The 18844-nt window shown below is 70.7% G+C and carries 13 protein-coding genes and 2 pseudogenes; 2 read left to right on the forward strand and 13 right to left on the reverse strand.

All coding sequences use genetic code 11. The features are described from left to right. Nucleotides 1-46: 46 nt before the first annotated feature. The 3 genes from pyk to pta form a co-directional block, all read right to left on the reverse strand. Nucleotides 47-1474 (reverse strand): pyruvate kinase, encoded by a 1428-nt coding sequence (gene pyk, locus AC3EUV_RS18030; RefSeq protein ID WP_432145892.1) that lies wholly within the window; start codon nucleotides 1472-1474, stop codon nucleotides 47-49. A gap of 61 nt (nucleotides 1475-1535) precedes the next feature. Then, nucleotides 1536-2771 carry an acetate kinase gene (locus AC3EUV_RS18035; protein WP_432145891.1) on the reverse strand — a complete coding sequence of 412 codons (1236 nt, stop codon included), beginning with the start codon at nucleotides 2769-2771 and terminating at the stop codon, nucleotides 1536-1538. Nucleotides 2772-2812: 41 nt separating this feature from the next. Next, nucleotides 2813-4909 (reverse strand): phosphate acetyltransferase, encoded by a 2097-nt coding sequence (gene pta, locus AC3EUV_RS18040; protein WP_435603334.1) that lies wholly within the window; start codon nucleotides 4907-4909, stop codon nucleotides 2813-2815. Nucleotides 4910-5140: 231 nt separating this feature from the next. Here pta and AC3EUV_RS18045 point away from each other — a divergent pair, with 231 nt between their 5' ends. Then, complete coding sequence (locus tag AC3EUV_RS18045; protein ID WP_432145889.1) at nucleotides 5141-6166, forward strand: ATP-dependent 6-phosphofructokinase; 1026 nt, start codon at nucleotides 5141-5143, stop codon at nucleotides 6164-6166. A gap of 92 nt (nucleotides 6167-6258) precedes the next feature. Here AC3EUV_RS18045 and AC3EUV_RS18050 read toward each other — a convergent pair whose 3' ends face one another. From AC3EUV_RS18050 to AC3EUV_RS18085, 8 genes are all read right to left on the reverse strand, one after another. Then, nucleotides 6259-8808 carry an ABC transporter permease gene (locus AC3EUV_RS18050; protein ID WP_435603335.1) on the reverse strand — a complete coding sequence of 850 codons (2550 nt, stop codon included), beginning with the start codon at nucleotides 8806-8808 and terminating at the stop codon, nucleotides 6259-6261. Nucleotides 8809-8874: 66 nt separating this feature from the next. After that, nucleotides 8875-9669, reverse strand: coding sequence for an ABC transporter ATP-binding protein (locus AC3EUV_RS18055; protein WP_435603336.1), 795 nt, complete (start codon nucleotides 9667-9669; stop codon nucleotides 8875-8877). A gap of 190 nt (nucleotides 9670-9859) precedes the next feature. Next, complete coding sequence (locus AC3EUV_RS18060) at nucleotides 9860-10570, reverse strand: helix-turn-helix domain-containing protein (RefSeq protein ID WP_432145886.1); 711 nt, start codon at nucleotides 10568-10570, stop codon at nucleotides 9860-9862. A gap of 122 nt (nucleotides 10571-10692) precedes the next feature. Further along, entirely contained in the window at nucleotides 10693-11562 is an 870-nt protein-coding gene (locus tag AC3EUV_RS18065) for a carbohydrate ABC transporter permease (protein WP_432145885.1), read from the reverse strand. Nucleotides 11563-11564: 2 nt separating this feature from the next. Further along, nucleotides 11565-12488, reverse strand: a complete 924-nt coding sequence (locus AC3EUV_RS18070) for a carbohydrate ABC transporter permease (RefSeq protein WP_435603337.1) — start codon at nucleotides 12486-12488, stop codon at nucleotides 11565-11567. Next, on the reverse strand, nucleotides 12485-13849 hold the full coding sequence (locus tag AC3EUV_RS18075; RefSeq protein WP_432145883.1) for an extracellular solute-binding protein: 1365 nt from the start codon (nucleotides 13847-13849) through the stop codon (nucleotides 12485-12487). The genes AC3EUV_RS18070 and AC3EUV_RS18075 overlap by 4 nt, the downstream gene beginning before the upstream one ends. A 63-nt stretch (nucleotides 13850-13912) precedes the next feature. Continuing rightward, on the reverse strand, nucleotides 13913-14593 hold the full coding sequence (locus AC3EUV_RS18080; protein WP_435603338.1) for a response regulator: 681 nt from the start codon (nucleotides 14591-14593) through the stop codon (nucleotides 13913-13915). 49 nt (nucleotides 14594-14642) lie between these two features. Continuing rightward, nucleotides 14643-16304 (reverse strand): sensor histidine kinase, encoded by a 1662-nt coding sequence (locus AC3EUV_RS18085; RefSeq protein WP_432145881.1) that lies wholly within the window; start codon nucleotides 16302-16304, stop codon nucleotides 14643-14645. A 163-nt stretch (nucleotides 16305-16467) separates the two neighbouring features. On the opposite strand from AC3EUV_RS18085, the gene AC3EUV_RS18090 reads away from it, so the two are divergent. Further along, nucleotides 16468-17874 carry a cation:dicarboxylate symporter family transporter gene (locus AC3EUV_RS18090; RefSeq protein WP_435603339.1) on the forward strand — a complete coding sequence of 469 codons (1407 nt, stop codon included), beginning with the start codon at nucleotides 16468-16470 and terminating at the stop codon, nucleotides 17872-17874. Nucleotides 17875-17954: 80 nt separating this feature from the next. On the opposite strand, the pseudogene AC3EUV_RS18095 reads toward AC3EUV_RS18090, so the two are convergent. Both AC3EUV_RS18095 and AC3EUV_RS18100 read right to left on the reverse strand, forming a co-directional pair. Then, nucleotides 17955-18131: pseudogene (locus AC3EUV_RS18095) on the reverse strand (transposase); the annotation flags it as partial. Further along, nucleotides 18112-18785 (reverse strand): annotated as a pseudogene (locus AC3EUV_RS18100) (transposase); the annotation flags it as partial. The pseudogenes AC3EUV_RS18100 and AC3EUV_RS18095, both read right to left, overlap by 20 nt. Between the last annotated feature and the right edge of the window lie 59 nt (nucleotides 18786-18844).

An 18844-nucleotide genomic window follows, 5' to 3' on the forward strand; every position in this document is an offset into this window, starting at 1 on the left:
CCCCTCCCCCAGGGGGCGGCCCACCGCCGTTTCGTGCGCCGGTGCGTCAGACCTGCTCGCCGCCGAGGTGGTGCACCCGGACCATGTTGGTGGTGCCGGGGACGCCGGGGGGCGAACCGGCGGTGATCAGCATGGTGTCGCCCTTGCTGTAGCGCTTGAGCTTGAGCAGCTCGGCGTCCACCAGGTCGACCATGGCGTCGGTGTTGTCGACGTGCGGCACGACGAAGGCGTCGACGCCCCAGCTCAGCGTGAGCTGGTTGCGGGTGGACGCCTCGGTGGTGAAGGCCAGGATCGGCTGGGCCGCGCGGTAGCGGGAGAGCCGGCGGGCGGTGTCACCGGACTTGGTGAAGGCGATCAGCGCCTTGCCGTCCAGGAAGTCCGCCATCTCGCAGGCCGCGCGGGCTACCGAACCGCCCTGTGTACGCGGCTTCTTGCCGGGCACCAGCGGCTGGAGGCCCTTGGAGAGCAGCTCCTCCTCGGCCGCCTCGACGATCTTCGACATCGTCTTGACGGTCTCGATCGGGTACTGGCCCACCGAGGACTCGGCGGAGAGCATGACCGCGTCGGCGCCGTCGAGGATGGCGTTGGCGACATCGGACGCCTCGGCGCGAGTCGGGCGGGAGTTGGTGATCATCGACTCCATCATCTGGGTCGCCACGATCACCGGCTTGGCGTTCCTGCGGCACAGCTCCACCAGGCGCTTCTGCACCATCGGGACCTTCTCCAGCGGGTACTCCACCGCCAGGTCACCACGGGCGACCATGACGGCGTCGAAGGCCATCACGACCTCCTGCATGTTGGCGACCGCCTGCGGCTTCTCCACCTTGGCGATGACCGGGACCCGGCGGCCCACCTCGTCCATGACGCGGTGTACGTCCTGGACGTCCTTGGCGTCCCGTACGAAGGACAGCGCGACCATGTCGCAGCCCATCCGCAGGGCGAACTTGAGGTCCTCGATGTCCTTCTCGGACAGCGCGGGGACGTTCACCGCGGCGCCGGGCAGGTTGATGCCCTTGTGGTCGGAGATGACCCCGCCCTCGATGACGATGGTCCGCACCCGCGGGCCGTCGACCTCGACGACCTGGAGCGCGACATTGCCGTCGTTGATCAGGACCGGGTCGCCCTTGGAGACGTCGCCGGGCAGGCCCTTGTAGGTCGTCCCGCAGATGGTCCGGTCACCGGGGACGTCCTCGGTGGTGATGACGAACTCGTCGCCCCGCACCAGCTCCACGGGGCCGTCGGCGAAGGTCTCCAGGCGGATCTTGGGTCCCTGGAGGTCGGCCAGGACGCCCACGGCGCGGCCGGTCTCCTCGGAGGCCTTGCGGAGGCGGTGGTACCGCTCCTCGTGCTCCGGCTGGGTCCCGTGGCTCATGTTGAAACGGGCCACGTTCATGCCGGCCTCGATCAGCGTCTTCAGCTGGTCGTAGGAGTCGACGGCGGGGCCCAGGGTGCAGACGATTTTGGAACGGCGCATGGGCAGAATCCTATCGGTTTGTTTAGCTGCGGAATATTTCGGTAGGTGGAAACACCGAGTCCTAGGCGCTGACCAGGGCGTATGTCTGCTGGGCGATCTCCAGTTCCTCATCGGTCGGGACGACGGCGGCCGCGACCCGGGCGTGCTCGGGGGAGATCAGCCGGGGCTCGCCGGACCGTACGGCGTTGAGATCGTCGTCCACGGCCAGGCCCATCTCCTCCAGGCCGGCGAGGGCGGCCGCGCGCACCGGGGCGGCGTTCTCCCCGACGCCCGCGGTGAACGCCACCGCGTCGACCCGGCCGAGCACCGCGGTGTAGGCCCCGATGTACTTCTTCAGCCGGTGGATGTAGATGTCGAAGGCCAGCGCGGCGCGCTCGTCGCCCTCGTCGATCCGCCGCCGGATCTCCCGCATGTCGTTGTCACCGCACAGCCCGACCAGCCCGCTCTTCTTGTTGAGCAGCACATCGACGTCGTCCTCGGACATCCCCGCGACCCGCTTGAGGTGGAAGGTCACCGCGGGGTCGATGTCACCGGAGCGGGTGCCCATGACCAGGCCCTCCAGCGGGGTCAGGCCCATGGACGTGTCCACGCACCGCCCGCCCTGGACGGCCGAGGCGGAGGCGCCGTTGCCCAGGTGGAGCACGATGACATTGACCTCGGAGGGGTCCTTGCCCAGCAGCTCGGCGGTCTTGCGGGAGACATAGGCGTGCGAGGTGCCGTGGAAGCCGTAGCGGCGGATGCGGTGGGCGTCGGCGGTCGCCACGTCGATGGCGTAGCGGGCCGCGTACTCCGGCATCGTGGTGTGGAACGCGGTGTCGAAGACCGCCACCTGCGGCAGGTCGGGGCGCAGCGCCTGGGCGGTGCGGATGCCGGTGATGTTCGCCGGGTTGTGCAGCGGGGCGACCGGCACCAGCCGCTCGATCTCCTGGAGCACCGCGTCGTCGATCACGGTCGGGGCGGTGAACTTCAGCCCGCCGTGCACCACCCGGTGCCCGATCGCGGCCAGCTGCGGGGAGTCGAGACCGAGACCGTCGGCGGACAGCTCCGCGGCGACGGCCTTCAGCGCGGCCTCGTGGTCGGCTATCGGGCCCTCGGTCTCCCGCTTGTCACCCCCGGTCGCCAGCGGGGTGTGGGCCAGGCGCGAGGTCTCCTCGCCGATCCGCTCGACCAGTCCGACGGCGAGACGGGTGCCCGCGGCGGGGCCGCCGCCGGCGTCCGGGGCCATGTCGAGCAGCTGGTACTTCACCGAAGAGGAGCCGGAGTTGAGGACGAGGACGCGGGTGGCGGTGGCAGTCATGTAGCGCTTTCCGTGGGAGGGGAGACGGGTGGGGCCCGGGGTCAGCCGGTGTGGGCGGCGCCGGGCTGGGCGCCCTGGGCCTGGATGGCGGTGATGGCCACGGTGTTGACGATGTCCTGCACCAGGGCGCCGCGCGAGAGGTCGTTGACCGGTTTGCGCAGCCCCTGGAGGACCGGGCCGACGGCGACCGCACCGGCCGAGCGCTGCACGGCCTTGTAGGTGTTGTTGCCGGTGTTCAGGTCCGGGAAGATCAGCACGGTGGCCTTGCCCGCGACATCGGACTCCGGGAGCTTGGTCTGCGCGACCGCCGAGTCCACCGCCGCGTCGTACTGGATCGGGCCCTCGACCAGCAGATCGGGCCGCAGCTCGCGGACGATCTCGGTGGCCTTGCGGACCTTGTCGACGTCCGCGCCGGAGCCGGAGGTACCGGTGGAGTACGACAGCATCGCGATCCGCGGCTCGACACCGAACTGGGCGGCGGTGGTGGCCGACTGGATGGCGATGTCCGCCAGCTGCTCGGCGTCCGGGTCCGGGTTGACCGCGCAGTCGCCGTAGACCAGCACCCGGTCGGCCAGGCACATGAAGAAGACCGACGAGACGATCTGGGCGTTCGGCCGGGTCTTGATGATCTCGAAGGCGGGCCGGATGGTGGCGGCGGTGGAGTGCACCGCGCCGGAGACCATGCCGTCCGCCAGCCCTTCCTGGACCATCAGCGTGCCGAAGTAGGAGACGTCCGCGACCACGTCGTAGGCCAGCTCGACGCTGACGCCCTTGTGGGCGCGCAGCTGGGCGTAGCGCTCGGCGAACCGCTCGCGCAGCTCGGAGGTCTGCGGGTCGATGATCTGGGCGCCGGCCAGGTCGATGGCCAGGTCGGCGGCGCGCTTGCGGATCGCCTCCTCCTCGCCCAGCAGCGTCAGATCGCAGACATCGCGGCGCAGCAGCACATCGGCGGCGCGCAGCACCCGCTCCTCGCCGCCCTCGGGGAGGACGACCCGGCGGCGGCCGGACCGGGAGCGCTCGATCAGCTCGTGCTCGAACATCATCGGGGTGACCCGGCCGGAGCGGGCGACGGAGATCCGGTTCGTCAGCTCCACGGTGTCCACATGCCGCTCGAAGAGGCCGAGCGCGGTCTCCGCCTTGCGCGGGGAGGCGGCGTTGAGCTTGCCCTCGATCGCGAACAGTTCGCCCGCGGTGGGGAAGGAGCCGCCCGGTACGGAGACGACCGGGGTGCCGGGCGCGAGCCGGCCGGCCAGCGCCATGATGTCCGGGCCGGGCCGCTCGTCGAGGGTGAGCAGCACGCCCGCGATCGGCGGGGCACCGGCGCTGTGCGCGGCGAGCGAGCCGATGACCAGGTCGGCCCGGTCCCCGGGGGTGACCACCAGACAGCCGGGGGTGAGCGCCTTGAGGAAGGTCGGCAGCATGGCGCCGCCGAAGACGAAGTCCCGGGCGTCCCGGGCCAGCCCCGAGTCGTCGCCGAGCAGCACCTCGGCGCCGAGGGTGTGCACGATCTGGCCGACGGTCGGCGCGGAGAGCGAGCCGTCCTCGGGGAGCGCGTAGCACGGCACCGGGAGCCGGGCGGAGAGCCGGTCGACGACGGCCTCGCGGTGCGCCGGGTCCACCCGGTTGACGACCATGGCGACGACATCGCAGCCCAGCGAGTGGTACGCCTGATAGGCGTTGCGGGCCTCGGCGCGGACGGACTCCGCCTCCTGGCCCTGGCCGCCGACGACGGCGAGCACCGCGGCGCCGAATTCATTGGCGAGCCGGGCGTTGAGGGCCAGCTCGGCCGGCAGGCTGGTGTCCGCGTAGTCCGAGCCGAGGACCAGGACGTACTCATAGTCCCTGGCCACGGCGTGAAAGCGGTCGACGAGCCGGGAAACCAGCTCGTCGGTGCCACGCTCGGCCTGGAGGGTGGCGGCCTCGTCGTAGGTGAGGCCGTATACCGTTTCGGCGGCCTGGGTGAGCCGGTAGCGGGCCCGCAGCAGATCGAAGAGCCGGTCGGGTCCGTCGTTGTGCATCAGCGGGCGGAAGACTCCGACCCGGTCGACATGGCGGGTGAGGAGCTCCATGACTCCCAGCTCGATGACCTGGCGGCCGTCGCCGCGGTCGATCCCGGTCACGTACACGCTGCGCGTCACGCGTGCTCTCCGATCCATTCCGTTGGTAGCAAGGTCAAAATCAGCCGTTATTGTGGGCTTGCCCCTCTTGACAATACCTGCGGCAGTGGATAAGCCGCTCTCCCAGTTTCCCTTGTGGAGCCGGTGCGGGGACAGTAGGGGTGAGGTCTGTGTGCGGGGAGGGCCGGGCTGCCCGTGAAACAATCGGACCGGCTCACACGAACCAACAGCGAGCACAGGAGACACAGCACGATGCGTATCGGAGTCCTCACCGCAGGCGGCGACTGCCCTGGTCTGAACGCTGTGATCCGATCTGTTGTCCACCGTGCCCTCACCGGACACGGTGACGAGGTCATAGGTTTTGAGGACGGCTTCAAGGGGCTGCTCGAAGGCCGCTACCGCAAGCTCGACCTGGAGGCGGTCAGCGGCATCCTGGCCCGCGGTGGCACCATCCTCGGCTCGTCCCGGCTGGAGCGCAACCGGCTCCGTGAGGCCTGTGAGAAGTCCAAGGACATGTCCAAGGACTACGGCATCGATGTCCTGATCCCGATCGGCGGCGAGGGCACCCTCACGGCCGCGCGGATGCTGGCGGACGCCGGCATGCCGGTCGTCGGTGTCCCCAAGACCATCGACAACGACATCTCCTCCACCGACCGCACCTTCGGCTTCGACACCGCCGTCGGCGTCGCGACGGAGGCCATCGACCGCCTCAAGACCACCGCGGAGTCGCACCAGCGGGTCATGGTCGTCGAGGTGATGGGACGGCACGCGGGCTGGATCGCGCTGGAGTCCGGGATGGCCGGCGGCGCCCACGGCATCTGTCTGCCCGAGCGCCCCTTCGACGTCGACGACCTGGTCACGATGGTCGAGGAGCGGTTCGCCCGGGGCAAGAAGTTCGCGGTCGTCTGTGTCGCGGAGGGGGCGCACCCCGCCGAGGAGACCATGGACTACAAGAAGGGCGCGATCGACCAGTTCGGGCACGAGCGGTTCTCCGGTATCGGCAACCACCTGGCCACCGAACTGGAGAAGCGCCTCGGCAAGGAAGCCCGGCCGGTCATTCTCGGCCATGTGCAGCGCGGCGGTACCCCCACCGCGTACGACCGGGTACTCGCCACCCGCTTCGGCTGGCACGCCGTCGAGGCCGCCCACCGCGGCGACTTCGGCAAGATGACCGCGCTGCGCGGCACCGACATCACGATGGTGCCGCTGCACGAGGCGGTCACCGAGCTCAAGAGGGTGCCCGAGTGGCGGATGGACGAGGCCGAGTCGGTCTTCTGAGCCCCGCTGCTCGCCGGACATACCAACGGCGGCGCGCCTGACCTCGGTTGAGGGCAGGCGCGCCGCTTTTGTGGGGGGTGGCGGTCAAGCGGTCACTGTGCGCCGATGGCTTCCAGCATGTTCAGCCGGGCCGCCCGGCGGGCCGGCCACAGCGCGGCCAGCACGCCCACGACCAGCGCGATCAGCAGGAACAGCGCCAGCCGGCCCCAGGGCAGCAGCAGTTCGTACGTCGGGAGCCCCTGGCTGACCAGGTTGCCGGCGGCCCAGGAGAGGAAGACGCCCACGCCGATCCCCAGCACCGCGCCGAACAGCGAGATGACCACCGACTCCAGCCGGACCATCTCCTTGATACCGGCGCGGGCCAGTCCGATCGCCCGCAGCATCCCGATCTCGCGGGTCCGCTCGAAGACCGACATCGCAAGGGTGTTGACGACGCCGACCACCGCGATGATGACGGCCATGCCCAGCAGCCCGTACACGATGTAGAGCAGGGTCTCGATCTTTCCGGCGTTCTCCTTGCGCAGGTCGGCGTGGTCCTGGACCTTCAGCAGCGGGCTCTCGCCGAGGGTGTGCCGGATCTGCTTCTCCAGCTCCTCGCTCGCCCCGCCCCGGGCCTTCACCAGCAGCTTGTCGTTCTTCACCTGCGTCATGTGCGGGTCCACCAGAGAGGTGGAGCCGAAAGCACTGGTGAGCTCCTGGTTGTCCTCGTAGATACCGGTGATCTTCAGCTTCGCCGTCTTCTTGTCGTCGAACCTCGCGTCCACCGTCTGGCCGGTGTGCCAGCCCCTCTCCTTGGCCGCGGTCCGGGAGATCGCGATCTCGTCGGCTCCGCGGGCCGGCGCACCGCTCGTGAAGTCCAGCTGGAGGACCTTGCCGACCGCCGCGAGGTCGGTGCCGGTGAGGTCCGTATAGCGCCCATCGGCCTGGAAGCCGACGCTGCGCAGCGGGGCCATCGCCTCGACGCCCGGGAGGTCCGCCACCTTCTTCGACGGTCCGGCGTCCAGGTCGGTGAAGTTGGTGTTCTGGACCTTGTAGTCGGCCTTCAGCCCGTTGGCCGTCATCTTGTCCATGGCCTCCTGTGCCGAGTTCCCGACGACCGTCATGCCGGTGATCAGGGTGAGGCCGATCATCAGCGCCGAAGCGGTCGCCGCCGTACGGCGCGGGTTGCGCAGCGCGTTCTGCTTGGCCAGCTTGCCGCCGATGCCGAAGAGCCGGGTGGTCACCACGCCCGCCAGTGAGACCAGGGGCCGCGACAGCAGCGGCGCGAGGATGATGACGCCGGTCAGTGTCAGCATCGAGCCCGCCATCGCGATCGGCAGGTCATCGGAGGACTTCAGCGTGGAGACGTAGAACATGACCGCGACACCGAGGCCGGTGATGATCGCGCCGAGCACATTGCGGATCACCAGGCTGCGCAGGGCCGGCGGCGCCTCGACGGTGCTGAGCGCCTCGACCGGGGCGATCTTCGCGGCCTTGCGGGACGGCAGCCAGGCGGCCAGCACGGTCACCACGACACCCACCGCGAGCGAGGAGAGCACCGCGGTCGGGCTGACGATGACCGGCCCGTCCGGGAAGCCCGCGCCATTGGCGTTGAGCACCGCTCGCAGGCTCACCGCGATCCCGGCGCCCAGCGCGAAGCCGACGACCGAGGAGATCAGGCCCAGCAGCCCCGCCTCGGCCAGCACCGAGCGGACGACCTGCCGGCGCGAGGCACCGACCGCGCGCAGCAGCGCGATCTCGCGGCTGCGCTGGGAGATCAGCATGGTGAAGGTGTTGGCGATGATGAACACCCCGACGAACAGGGCGATCCCGGCGAACACCAGCAGGGTCGAGCTCAGCGCCTTGTTCTGCTCGGCGACCCGCCGGGCCTGCTCGGCGGCGAGCTCGTCACCGCTGGTCGCCGCGGCGCGCTCCTTGGGCAGGACCTTGAGGACCTTCGCGGTCAGGGCCTGCTGATCGGTGCCGGGCTCGGCGGCCACCACCAGCTCGTCGAACTGCCCGGGGTGCAGGTAGAGCTTCTGCGCGGTGGCGGTGTCGAAGAGTGCGAGGCTGCCGCCCGCGGTCACCTGCGGGTCGTCGGTGGAGACGATGCCGACCAGCTTCTTCGTCAGCACCGGACCGTCGGTGGCGAACCGCACGGTGTCGCCCAGCTTGTGCCCGGCCGCCTTCGCGGTCGCCTCGTCCAGCGCGATCTCGTTGGCGGCGGCCGGTCCGCGGCCCTTCAGCAGCGGGTAGCGGGGGTCGTGACCGTCCTTGTCCGGCTGGAAGTTGGTGCCGATGTTCTGCCAGTCGTTGCCGATCGGCATGCCGTCCGGGCCGGCGAGGGTCGCCTGCCCGTTGACATTGCGCCGTAGAGACTGCACGCCGGGCAGCGCGCGGACCTTGTCCGCCAGCTTGCCGTCGAGGGCGGTGGTGCGCTTGCCGTCCTTGTCGGTGAGGGGGGCGTCCGGGTCGGGGAGGGCCTGGACGGAGACGGCCACCCCCGCGAGGTTCTTGGTGGAGGCCCTCTTGAGGGCCTCGCCGACGGTGTCGCTGAAGATCAGGGTGCCGGCGACGAAGGCGACGCCGAGCAGGACCGCGAGCGCGGTCATCATCAATCGGGCTTTGTGCGCAAGCACGTTGCGCAGGGCAGTTCGCAGCATGGTGGTGGTGTCAGTCCTGGTCCGGTGCGGGAGAGGGAGGGTGGCGGTGCCGGGTGGTGTCCGGCGTCAGCTCGTACGGCCCTTGGCGTCGAAGAGCCGCATCCGGTCCAGGACGGCGTCCGCGGTCGGCTCGTGGAGCTCCTCGACGATCCGGCCGTCCGCGAGGAAGACCACCCGGTCCGCGTAGCCCGCGGCGACCGGGTCATGAGTGACCATCACCACCGTCTGGCCCATGGCCCGCACCGACTCCCGCAGGAAGCCCAGCACTTCGGCGCCGGAGCGGGAGTCGAGGTTGCCGGTCGGCTCGTCCGCGAAGATGATCTCCGGCTGGGCGGCCAGCGCCCGGGCGACCGCGACCCGCTGCTGCTGGCCGCCGGAGAGCTGGGCCGGCCGGTGGGACAGGCGCCCGGACAGGCCGACCGTCTCGACCACCCTGCTGACCCACTCCCGGTCCGGCTTGCGGCCCGCGATGTCCATCGGCAGCGTGATGTTCTCCAGCGCGGACAGCGTCGGCAGCAGATTGAACGCCTGGAAGATGAAGCCGATCTTGTCCCGGCGCAGCCGCGTCAGCTGCTTGTCGTTCAGCGACCCCAGCTCCACGTCGCCGATCCGGGCCGAGCCGGACGAGATGGTGTCCAGTCCGGCCATGCAGTGCATCAGCGTCGACTTGCCGGAGCCGGAGGGGCCCATGATGGCGGTGAACCGGGCCTTGCCGAACTCGACCGAGACGGAGTCCAGCGCGACCACACGGGTCTCGCCCTGGCCATAGACCTTGTTCAGGTCCGTGGCGCGGGCGGCGACGGCGGCGTGGGGGGAGGTGGAGGAACCGGGGAAGCCCGGGATGGCAGCCGCGTGGGACACGGGGACTCCTGGAGAAGGAACGGAAGTTTTCGACGTTCCTATTCTTCGAGCGCAGGTCAGCGCGGTCTTCACCCGCAGGGACCGAAAGCCGGACCGGCCGGAAGTGCCATCACCGGCCCCGGCGTCATTCTCTGGACGGATGCCCGTCCGCCCCGCGGCCGACGGGCAGGGTCAGGGTTGCCGCCCGCGCTCAGCGTTCCCGGCCACCGGCCCGGGCCCAGAATTCCGCCACGATGTCATCGAGAAAGGCGCGCCCCGCCCGGCCGGACTCCTCGGGGCTGCCCCCGTCGCCCCAGTGGAGCGTGGCGGCCATGGTCGTCTGATACTCGTCGTGCAGGTTCTGCAGTACGTCCTGGAGCTGCTGTTTCGGCAGCTGCACGAGCTTGCCGACCGGCCGGACATAGGCCTGCCAGCGGGTGGTGGCGGCGCTGGTCAGCAGCTCGGCCAGCTTCCCGTCCCGGCCGGTGAAGCGGAGCAGTGCGGGCAGCGGCAGCCGCAGCACCTCGGCGAGCGCCGCGGACTGCCGGTCGTTGCCGCGCCAGACCCCGCCGGCCTCCAGCCGCTCGTACGCGCCTGGGTCCATGCCGATACGCAGCGCGAGGTCCACCGGGGCGAGGCCGAGCGCCAGCCGGTATTCGCGCAGGGTGCCCGGCGCGCCGAGCAGCTCGCCCGGTGCGCACCACAGGGCACCGGCCAGCGCGGTCAGTTCGGCCTCCGTGGGGGAGTCCTCCGCCCGTTCCCAGGACGCCACCGTTTCGGGCGTGATCCGCATACCGAAGGCGGCCGCTATGCCATAGGCGACATGCGCGGGGGTCATGCCGAGGGCCTCACGGAGGCGGCGGGCGGCCGCGGCGTCGAAAGGGGGACGGTCGGTCTCCCCGGCGTGCGTGTTCACCGGCACACGGTAAGTGACGGGGTCCGGCCGCACCTATCGTGCGGATGCCCAAGCCGGAAAGTCGTAGGAAGCTCCTAACCGGCCGGTTTCCCGTTCCGGCCTCGGGAGTCTTCCCGTGCACCGGCGCCTCAGCCCTTCACGGCACCGCCGAGCGCGAAGCCGCCGCCGAGCCGTCCGGAGATCAGGATGTACAGCACGACGACCGGTGTCGAGTACAGGATCGAGAAGGCCGCCAGTTCGCCGAAGGCAATGGCGCCGTAGTTGCCGAAGAACGTGAAAATGCTGACCGAGGCGGGCAGTTGCTCGGGGGAGAGCAGCAGCATGAAGGGGACGAAGAAATTCCCCCACATCATGATGAAGGTGTAGATCGCCACGACGGCGACGCCGGGGCCCATCAGCGGCAGGATCACCCGCAGCAGGGTCTGCGGCCAGGAGGCCCCGTCCGTCCACGCCGCCTCCTCCAGGACCTTCGGCACCCCGTCCATGAAGTTCTTCATCAGCCAGATGGCGAACGGGAGTTGGGCGGCGGCCAGGAACAGCGCGGTGCCGTACCGGGTGTCGATCAGATCGACCTGCACGAACAGCCCGTAGACCGGGACCATCACCGCGGTGACCGGCAGACAGGTGGAGAACAGGACGGTGAGCAGGTACGGGCGGGCGAGACGGGAGCGGAAGCGGGACAGCGGATAGGCGGCAAGCGCCGCGCAGACCACCGTCAGCAGAGTCGCGCCGCCGCAGATCAGCAGGCTGTTGAGCATCGGGGTGAAGGTGATCTCGTCGGTCAGCACCGCCGAGAAGTTGTGCAGCGTCGGGGCCGCGGGCAGCCGCACCCGCAGCGTCGCCTCCGCGTCCAGCGACGCCGGCACCAGCCAGACCAGCGGCACCGCGAACGCCACCGCGACGGCCAGCAGCCCGGCGTCGGCGGCCAGCCGGTGGCGGCGCCCCCTGCCCGGAGCATGCCGGAGAGCCCGGGGGAGGTGACGGCGGGGGAGCGGCACAATCAGACCTCCTCGCGCAGCAGCCGCAGATAGACGACCGAGAACAGCGCCCCCACCAGCAGCAACAGCAGTGCCACCGCGGTGCCGTAGCCGATCAGGGACTTCAGGAACGCCTGGTCGTACATGAACACCGGCAGCGTCTGGCTGCGGTTGCCCGGACCGCCCCGGGTCATCGCCCAGGTCAGCCCGAAGACGGAGAGCGTCTGAAGGGTGTTGAGCATCAGATTGGTGCCGATGGAGCGGCGGATCATCGGGAGCGTGATGTGCCACAGCCGCCGCAGCCCGTCGGCCCCGTCGACCTCTGCGGACTCGCTGACCTCCTGGGGGATCCCGGCCAGCGCCGCGGAGTAGATCAGCATCGAGAAGGCCGTACCGCGCCAGACGTTGGCGAACGACACGGCCACGATGGGCAGCGTGAACAGCCAGTTCTGGGCGGGTAGGTGGAGCCAGTCCAGCAGGGCGTTGAGGGTGCCGCGGCGCTCGAAGAAGGTGTAGAGCAAAAAGCCCGCGACGATCTCCGGGAGCACCCAGGCGGTGATCACCATCGCGCCGGTCAGGGCCCGTACGGGCCGTGAGGCGCGGCGCATCAGACCGGCCAGTGCCAGCCCCAGGGTGTTCTGCCCGACGAGCGAGGAGAGCACGGTGAACACCAGGGTCAGCGCGACGGCGTTGCGGAAGGCCGGATCGCCCACGGCCCGGCGGAAGTTGGCCAGTCCGACGAAGGACGCCGACTCCTGGCCGGTCAGCTGGGTGTCGGTGAAGGCGATGAGGACGCAGTAGCCGATCGGGCCGACGAGGAAGAGCAGCAGCAGGACGGTGGCCGGGACGAGCGGGGACCAGCGCAGCAGCCGGGTCCGCGGGCCGCCGGCCGGCGGGGCACCGGGCCGCCGGGCGCGGGCCGCGGCCCGGGCGACGGCGCCGGTCACGGCTTGGCGACGGTGCGGCCGCCGACCAGGGACTTCAGCGTGGTGTCATAGTCCGCGGCCGCCTTGTCCGGCGAGGCGTCATCGGCGGTGACCGCCTCCATCGCCTCGCCGATCGCCGCGGCCACCCTGGGGTACTCGGGCAGCGCGGGCCGGTACCGGCTGACCCCGACCAGACCGGTGAAGAAGCCGATGCCGGGCGCCGACGTCCGGTAGCGGGGATCGGCCGCGACGTCCTTGCGCACCGCGATCTGGGCGCCGCGGACGCACCACTCCAGGGCGTTCGGCCTCGACTGGAAGGTCTCGATCAACTTCCAGGCCAGAGCGGGCTGCTGGGCCTTCCGCGGCACCGACCACGTCCAGCCGCCGGCCAGGCTGACCTTGCCGGGCGGCGCGCCGTGCTGGGTGGGGAACGGGGTCTGCCCGAGCGTGCTGGACCACTCGGGCCAGGGGTTGCCGCCGCCCGTCTTCTGCCACTGCTGGCCCAGCCAGGAGCCGTCGAGATCGATCGCGAGCTTCTCCTCGGGCAGCAGCTCGGCGGCCACATTGGTCTGGATGTTGGGGCTGAGCGCATCGGAGACCTCGGGCCCGAGGTGCTCCTTGTAGACCGTGTCGAGGAAGGTCAGGCTGTCCCGGAAGCCCCGGGTGCCGGTCACCCACTTCTTCGCGCCCGGGTCGTAGAGCTGGTGCTCGCCGGTGCCGTAGAGCAGCATCTCGAAGCCCTGCATCACGGCGGCCTCGCCGGCGCCCTTGCCGGTGAAGACGTTCAGCGGGATGACGCCGGGGACCCTGCGCTTGATCGTCCGGGCCGCGTCCAGCACCTCGTCCCAGGTCCGGGGCCGCCAGTCGGCGGGCAGTCCGGCCTTCTTGAAGATCTTCTTGTTGAACCACAGCCCGCGGGTGTCCGTACCGTCCGGAACGCCGTAGGTCCGGCCGTCCTGCCCCCTGGCCGCGGCCTTCGCGGCCGGCTCGAACTGCCGCCAGTCGTCCCAGGTGCGCAGATGGCTGTCCAGCGGCCGTAACAGCCCCGCGGTGATATCGGAGTTGACCAGGAAGGTGTCCTCGTAGACCACATCCGGTGCGGTCCGCGGGGAGCGCATCATCTGCTGGATCTTGGTGTAGTAGTCGTTCTCGGACGCCTGGATCGGGATCAGCCGGACCTTCTTGCCGGGGTGGTCCTTCTCGAACTGCCGTGCCACCAGCCGGACATAGTCATCCCGGACGGTGACCTTGCTGTTGGTGTCCTTGATGAAGGCGACCTTGACGGTGTCGGTGTCGCTGCCGGACCCGCCGCCGCAGGCGGTGAGCGTGCCGGCGGCCACGACGGTGGCGGCGAGAAACCTCAGCGGGGCGGTGGGGCGCACGGCACGACCTCCAACTAACCACGGTGTCCTGCCCGCTGAAAGTAAGTCACCGGTCACAGTGGGTCAATGGCCCGACCAGCGATAGCGCAATTCGGGGCGGCCCACCTGGCCGTACTGCGGGGCGCGGGCGGCCCGGCCGCTCTCCACGAGATGTTCGAGATAACGGCGGGCGGTGATCCGCGAGATGCCCACGTCGGCGGCCGCCTCGGTCGCCGTCAGCCCGCTTCCGGCGGCCCGCAGCACCGTGGTCACCGCCTGGAGGGTGGCCGCCGTCAGCCCCTTGGGCAGCGCGGCCGGACGCGGTGCGCGCAGCGCGCCGATCGCCCGGTCCACCTCGTCCTGCCCGCTGGCCTCGCCGGTGGCGGCCCGGAACTCCGCATAGCGGGTGAGCCGGTCGCGCAGGGTGGCGAAGGTGAACGGCTTGAGGACGTACTGCACCACGCCCAGCGAGACGCCCTCGCGCACCATCGTCAGATCCCGGGCGGAGGTGACCGCGATGATGTCGGCGGTGTGCCCGGCCGCGCGCAGCGTCCGCACCAGCTGGAGCCCGTGGCCGTCGGGCAGGTTGAGGTCGAGCAGCAGCAGATCGACGGCGTGCTGTTCGAGGTGGCGGCGGGCGTCGGCGCCGGAGTGCACGGTGCCGGAGACGGTGAAGCCCGGCACCCGCCCGACGTACAGGGCATGGGCGTCGGCCGCGACCGGATCGTCCTCGACGACGAGGACCCGGATGTCGGAGGGGGTCACCGCATCCATCCTCTCGCCGCCGGGCGGTCCGCGCAGGGCGGCTGCCCGCTCATCTCGCGGCCCCCGCCCGCAGCGGCAGCCGTACGGTGAACCGCGCGCCGCCCTCCGCCGCCCGGTCCAGCGTGACGGTGCCGCCGTTGCGCCGGACCGCCTGCTGGACCAGGGCCAGGCCCAGCCCGCGGCCCCGGGCGGGGGTCGCCGGACCCGTCTTGGTGCTCCAGCCCCGGCGGAAGATCTCCTCGGCGGCCTCCGCGGCCACCCCCGGCCCGGTGTCCGCCACCCGCAGCAGCAGCTCGCCCCCGGCCGCCCGTGCGGTGACCCGCACCCGGGGCGGCTCGGTGGCGGTGTGCTCCTGGGTCGGCGCGGCGGCGTCGATGGCGTTGTCCAGGAGGTTGCCCAGCACGGTGACCAGATCGCGGGCCGGCAGACCGGGCGGCAGCAGCCCGTCGTCGATCCGGCTGTCGGGCGTCAGCGTCAGTTCCACCCCGCGCTCGTTGGCCTGGGCCGCCTTGCCGAGCAGCAGCGCCGCGAGCACCGGCTCGGCGACCGCGCCGACGACCTGATCGGTCAGCGCCTGCGCCAGTTCCAGCTCCGCGGTGGCGAACTCCACGGCCTCCTCGGCCCGCCCCAGTTCGATCAGCGAGACCACGGCGTGCAGCCGGTTGGCGGCCTCATGGGCCTGCGAGCGCAGCGCCTCGGTGAACCCGCGTACCGAGTCCAACTCCCCGGAGAGCGCCTGGAGTTCGGTGTGATCGCGCAGGGTCACGACACTGCCCCGCCGTTCCCCGCCGGAGACCGGCGAGGAGTTGACGACCAGCACCCGCTCACGGGTCAGCTGAAGCTCGTCGACCCGTGGGCCGGGCTCCAGCAGCGCCTCGGTCAGCGGCTCCGGCAGCCCCAGCTCGGTGACCCGGCGGCCCACCGCGTCCTCGGACAGCCCCAGCAGCTCCCGCCCGCCGTCGTTGATCAGGGCGACCCTGCGCTGCCCGTCGAGCATCAGCAGCCCCTCGCGTACGGCGTGCAGCGCGGCCTGGTGGTAGTCGTGCATCCGGCTGAGCTCCCCGGCGTTCATCCCGTGGGTGTGCCGCCGCAGCCGGGCGTTGATCACATACGTCCCCAGGCCGCCGAGCGCCAGCGCCGCGGCGGCCACGCCCACCAGCGCCAGCACCTGGTCGCGCAGCTGCGCGCTGATCGTCTCGATGGTGATCCCGGAACTGACCAGCGCCGTGATCCGGCCGCCGCGCTGCGGGTCCCGGACCGGTGCGACGACCCGTACGGACGGCCCGAGCACCCCCAGGTGCGTCTCGGGGAAGATCTCGCCGCGCAGCGCCGGGCCGATGTGCCCGAAGTACTTCTTGCCGATCGCGGACGGCTCGGGGTGCGTCCAGCGGATCCCCTGCGGCGACATGACCACCACGAAGTCCACCCCGGCGTCCCGCCGCAGCCGTTCGCTGTACGGCTGGAGCGTGGCCGTCGGGTCCTTGGTACGGGCCGCCGCCACGACCGCCGGGGAGTCGGCGACGGCGGTGGCCGCCGCGGTCGCCTGCCGCCGCGCGGTCTCCTCCGCCTGCCGCCCGGCGCTGACGTACGCGAAGAGCGCGCAGCCCATGACGACCACCGCCACCAGCACCACCTGCATGGCGAACAGCTGCCCGGCGAGGCTGCGCGGGCCGCGCAGCCGTCGGGAAGGGCGGGGTCGGGGGAGTCGCATGCAGAACAGTCTGCACGGTGACCGCGGAACCGTCTGCACGGTCACTTTTACGTGAACGAAATGTACGTAAGGGTGACGGGCGCCACAGCGCCGTGCATAGTCACCGGAACTTGTGGTGTGACAGAGCCGCAGATCAGCAGAGCCGTAGACCGAGGAGGCAGCCGTGGCTGCACAGACCCCGCCGCGTGGGGGCACCACCGAGGAGACCGGGCCCGTGAAGCGGGACCGGACCCATTTCCTCTACATCGCCGTGATCGGGGCGGTGCTGCTCGGCATCGTCGTGGGCTTCGCCGCGCCCGGTGTCGCCGTCCAGCTCAAGCCGCTCGGCACCGGCTTCGTGAACCTGATCAAGATGATGATCTCGCCCGTCATCTTCTGCACCATCGTGCTGGGGGTCGGCTCGGTGCGGAAGGCCGCCAAGGTCGGCGCGGTCGGCGGCCTGGCCCTCGGCTACTTCATGGTGATGTCCACCGTCGCGCTCGCCATCGGCCTGGTCGTCGGCAATCTGCTGGACCCCGGCTCCGGCCTCCATCTGACCGAGACCGTCAAGCACGCCGGGCACGCCCAGACCGAGGGCGGCGGCGAGTCGCTGCCCGAGTTCCTGCTCGGCATGATCCCCACCACGCTGGTCTCCGCCTTCACCCAGGGCGAGGTGCTCCAGACGCTGCTGGTGGCGCTGCTGGTCGGCTTCGGCCTCCAGTCGCTGGGCTCGGCGGGCGAGCCGGTGCTGCGCGGTGTCGGGCACCTCCAGAAGCTGGTCTTCCGGGTCCTGGCCATGATCATGTGGGCGGCGCCGGTGGGTGCCTTCGGCGCCATCGCGGCGGTGGTCGGCGAGACCGGCCTGGACGCGCTGAAGTCCCTCGCCGTCATCATGGTCGGCTTCTACCTCACCTGTCTGCTGTTCGTGATCGTGGTGCTCGGCACGCTGCTCCGGCTGGTCGCCGGCATCAACATCTTCCGGCTGCTGAAGTACCTCGGCCGGGAATTCCTGCTGATCCTGTCCACCTCCTCCTCGGAGTCGGCGCTGCCCCGGCTGATCGCGAAGATGGAGCACCTGGGCGTCAGCAAGCCGGTGGTCGGCATCACCGTCCCCACCGGCTACAGCTTCAACCTCGACGGCACCGCCATCTACCTGACGATGTCCTCGCTGTTCGTGGCCGAGGCGATGGGCAAGCCGCTCCCGCTCGGCCAGCAGATCTCGCTGCTGGTGTTCATGGTCATCGCGTCGAAGGGAGCGGCCGGGGTCACCGGCGCCGGACTGGCGACGCTGGCCGGCGGTCTCCAGTCGCACCGCCCCGAACTGGTCGACGGCGTCGGCCTGATCGTCGGCATCGACCGCTTCATGAGCGAGGCACGCGCCCTGACCAACTTCGCCGGCAACGCGGTCGCCACCGTGCTGATCGGCACCTGGACCAAGGAGATCGACAAGGGCCGGGTGACCGAAGTGCTCGCCGGACAGGTGCCGTTCGACGAGAAGACGCTGGTCGACGACGCGCCCGCGCAGCCGGCCGGCGCGGCGGTCGTCGCGCCGCGGGACGGCGGCGCGGAGAAGGCGTCCGCCAAGGTCTGACCCCGGGCCTCAAAGAGGGGAGAAGGGGCGGGTGCCGGACGGCGGTTTCTAGCGGTCGTCGCAACACGTGGTCGGTTTGATCAGGCCGCGAGCAGTTTATGCAGGCGCTCGGCTGGGGTTTCCCAGTCGAGCGTTTTGCGTGGCCGGCTGTTGAGTTCGGCGGCGACGGCGGCCAGGTGCTCTGGGGCGTGGGCCCTGAGATCGGTGCCTTTGGGGAAGTACTGCCGCAGCAGGCCGTTGGTGTTCTGGTTTGCGCCAGGCGCGTCCCTGGCGGAGGGCTTTGGTCAGCTCACGGCGAAGCTCACCGCGGCCCTGGACGTAGAGGGCCTGGTAGACCGTCTCGTGGACCACGTGCATCTCCGGCCGCTGGGGAAACTGGTTCCGTAGAGCCTGGCAGATCTGCTCCGGACTCCACTTTCGGCCGAGGTGGTCCTGGATGAAGTCCCGCAGCTCGGAGTTCTGGCCGATCTTGCCGGGCTTGGGGCGCGGTCGGCGGGCGTCCGCGCGGGCCTGAGCTGCATGCGGGCGGTAAGCCCCGCTGCCGGGGTGGCAGTTGCGCTTGATCTCCCGGCTGATGTGGACGGGCTGCGGCCCAGCTCGGCAGCGATCGTCCGCAGGGCCGCCTTCTCCCGCAGCCGGTCGGCGATGTGGATGCGATCAGCCTCGCGCAGGTACCGCGACGGACCGGAAGGCTCTGCTGCCGCGCGAAGCGGCAGCAGAGCCTTCCTCTGCGACCCGGTGGGTCTGCGCCCATTACGCCACTTCTGGCCGGTCCGCTCATCGATCCCGACGATCCGGCACGCCTCTCGGTTGCTGAAGCCCTGCTGCATGAGCCGGGAGTATGCCTCCCGCTCCCGGGTCAGCTTCCGAGGGCCCTGTGGCGCCCGGTCCTTACGGACCTCGAAGTCCATTGCATCCCCTGAACTGGGGTGTTGCAACGACTCCTAGAACCCAAGGACACACGGCACCC

The sequence above is a fragment of the Streptomyces sp. bgisy130 genome, assembly GCF_057708345.1.

Bases quoted from the DNA above. Each gene is read 5' to 3' on its own strand.
- pyk (WP_432145892.1), bottom strand. From the start codon at position 1,474: ATGCGCCGTTCCAAAATCGTCTGCACCCTGGGCCCCGCCGTCGACTCC.
- AC3EUV_RS18035 (WP_432145891.1), bottom strand. From the start codon at position 2,771: ATGACTGCCACCGCCACCCGCGTCCTCGTCCTCAACTCCGGCTCCTCT.
- AC3EUV_RS18045 (WP_432145889.1), top strand. From the start codon at position 5,141: ATGCGTATCGGAGTCCTCACCGCAGGCGGCGACTGCCCTGGTCTGAAC.
- AC3EUV_RS18050 (WP_435603335.1), bottom strand. From the start codon at position 8,808: ATGCTGCGAACTGCCCTGCGCAACGTGCTTGCGCACAAAGCCCGATTG.
- AC3EUV_RS18085 (WP_432145881.1), bottom strand. From the start codon at position 16,304: ATGCGACTCCCCCGACCCCGCCCTTCCCGACGGCTGCGCGGCCCGCGC.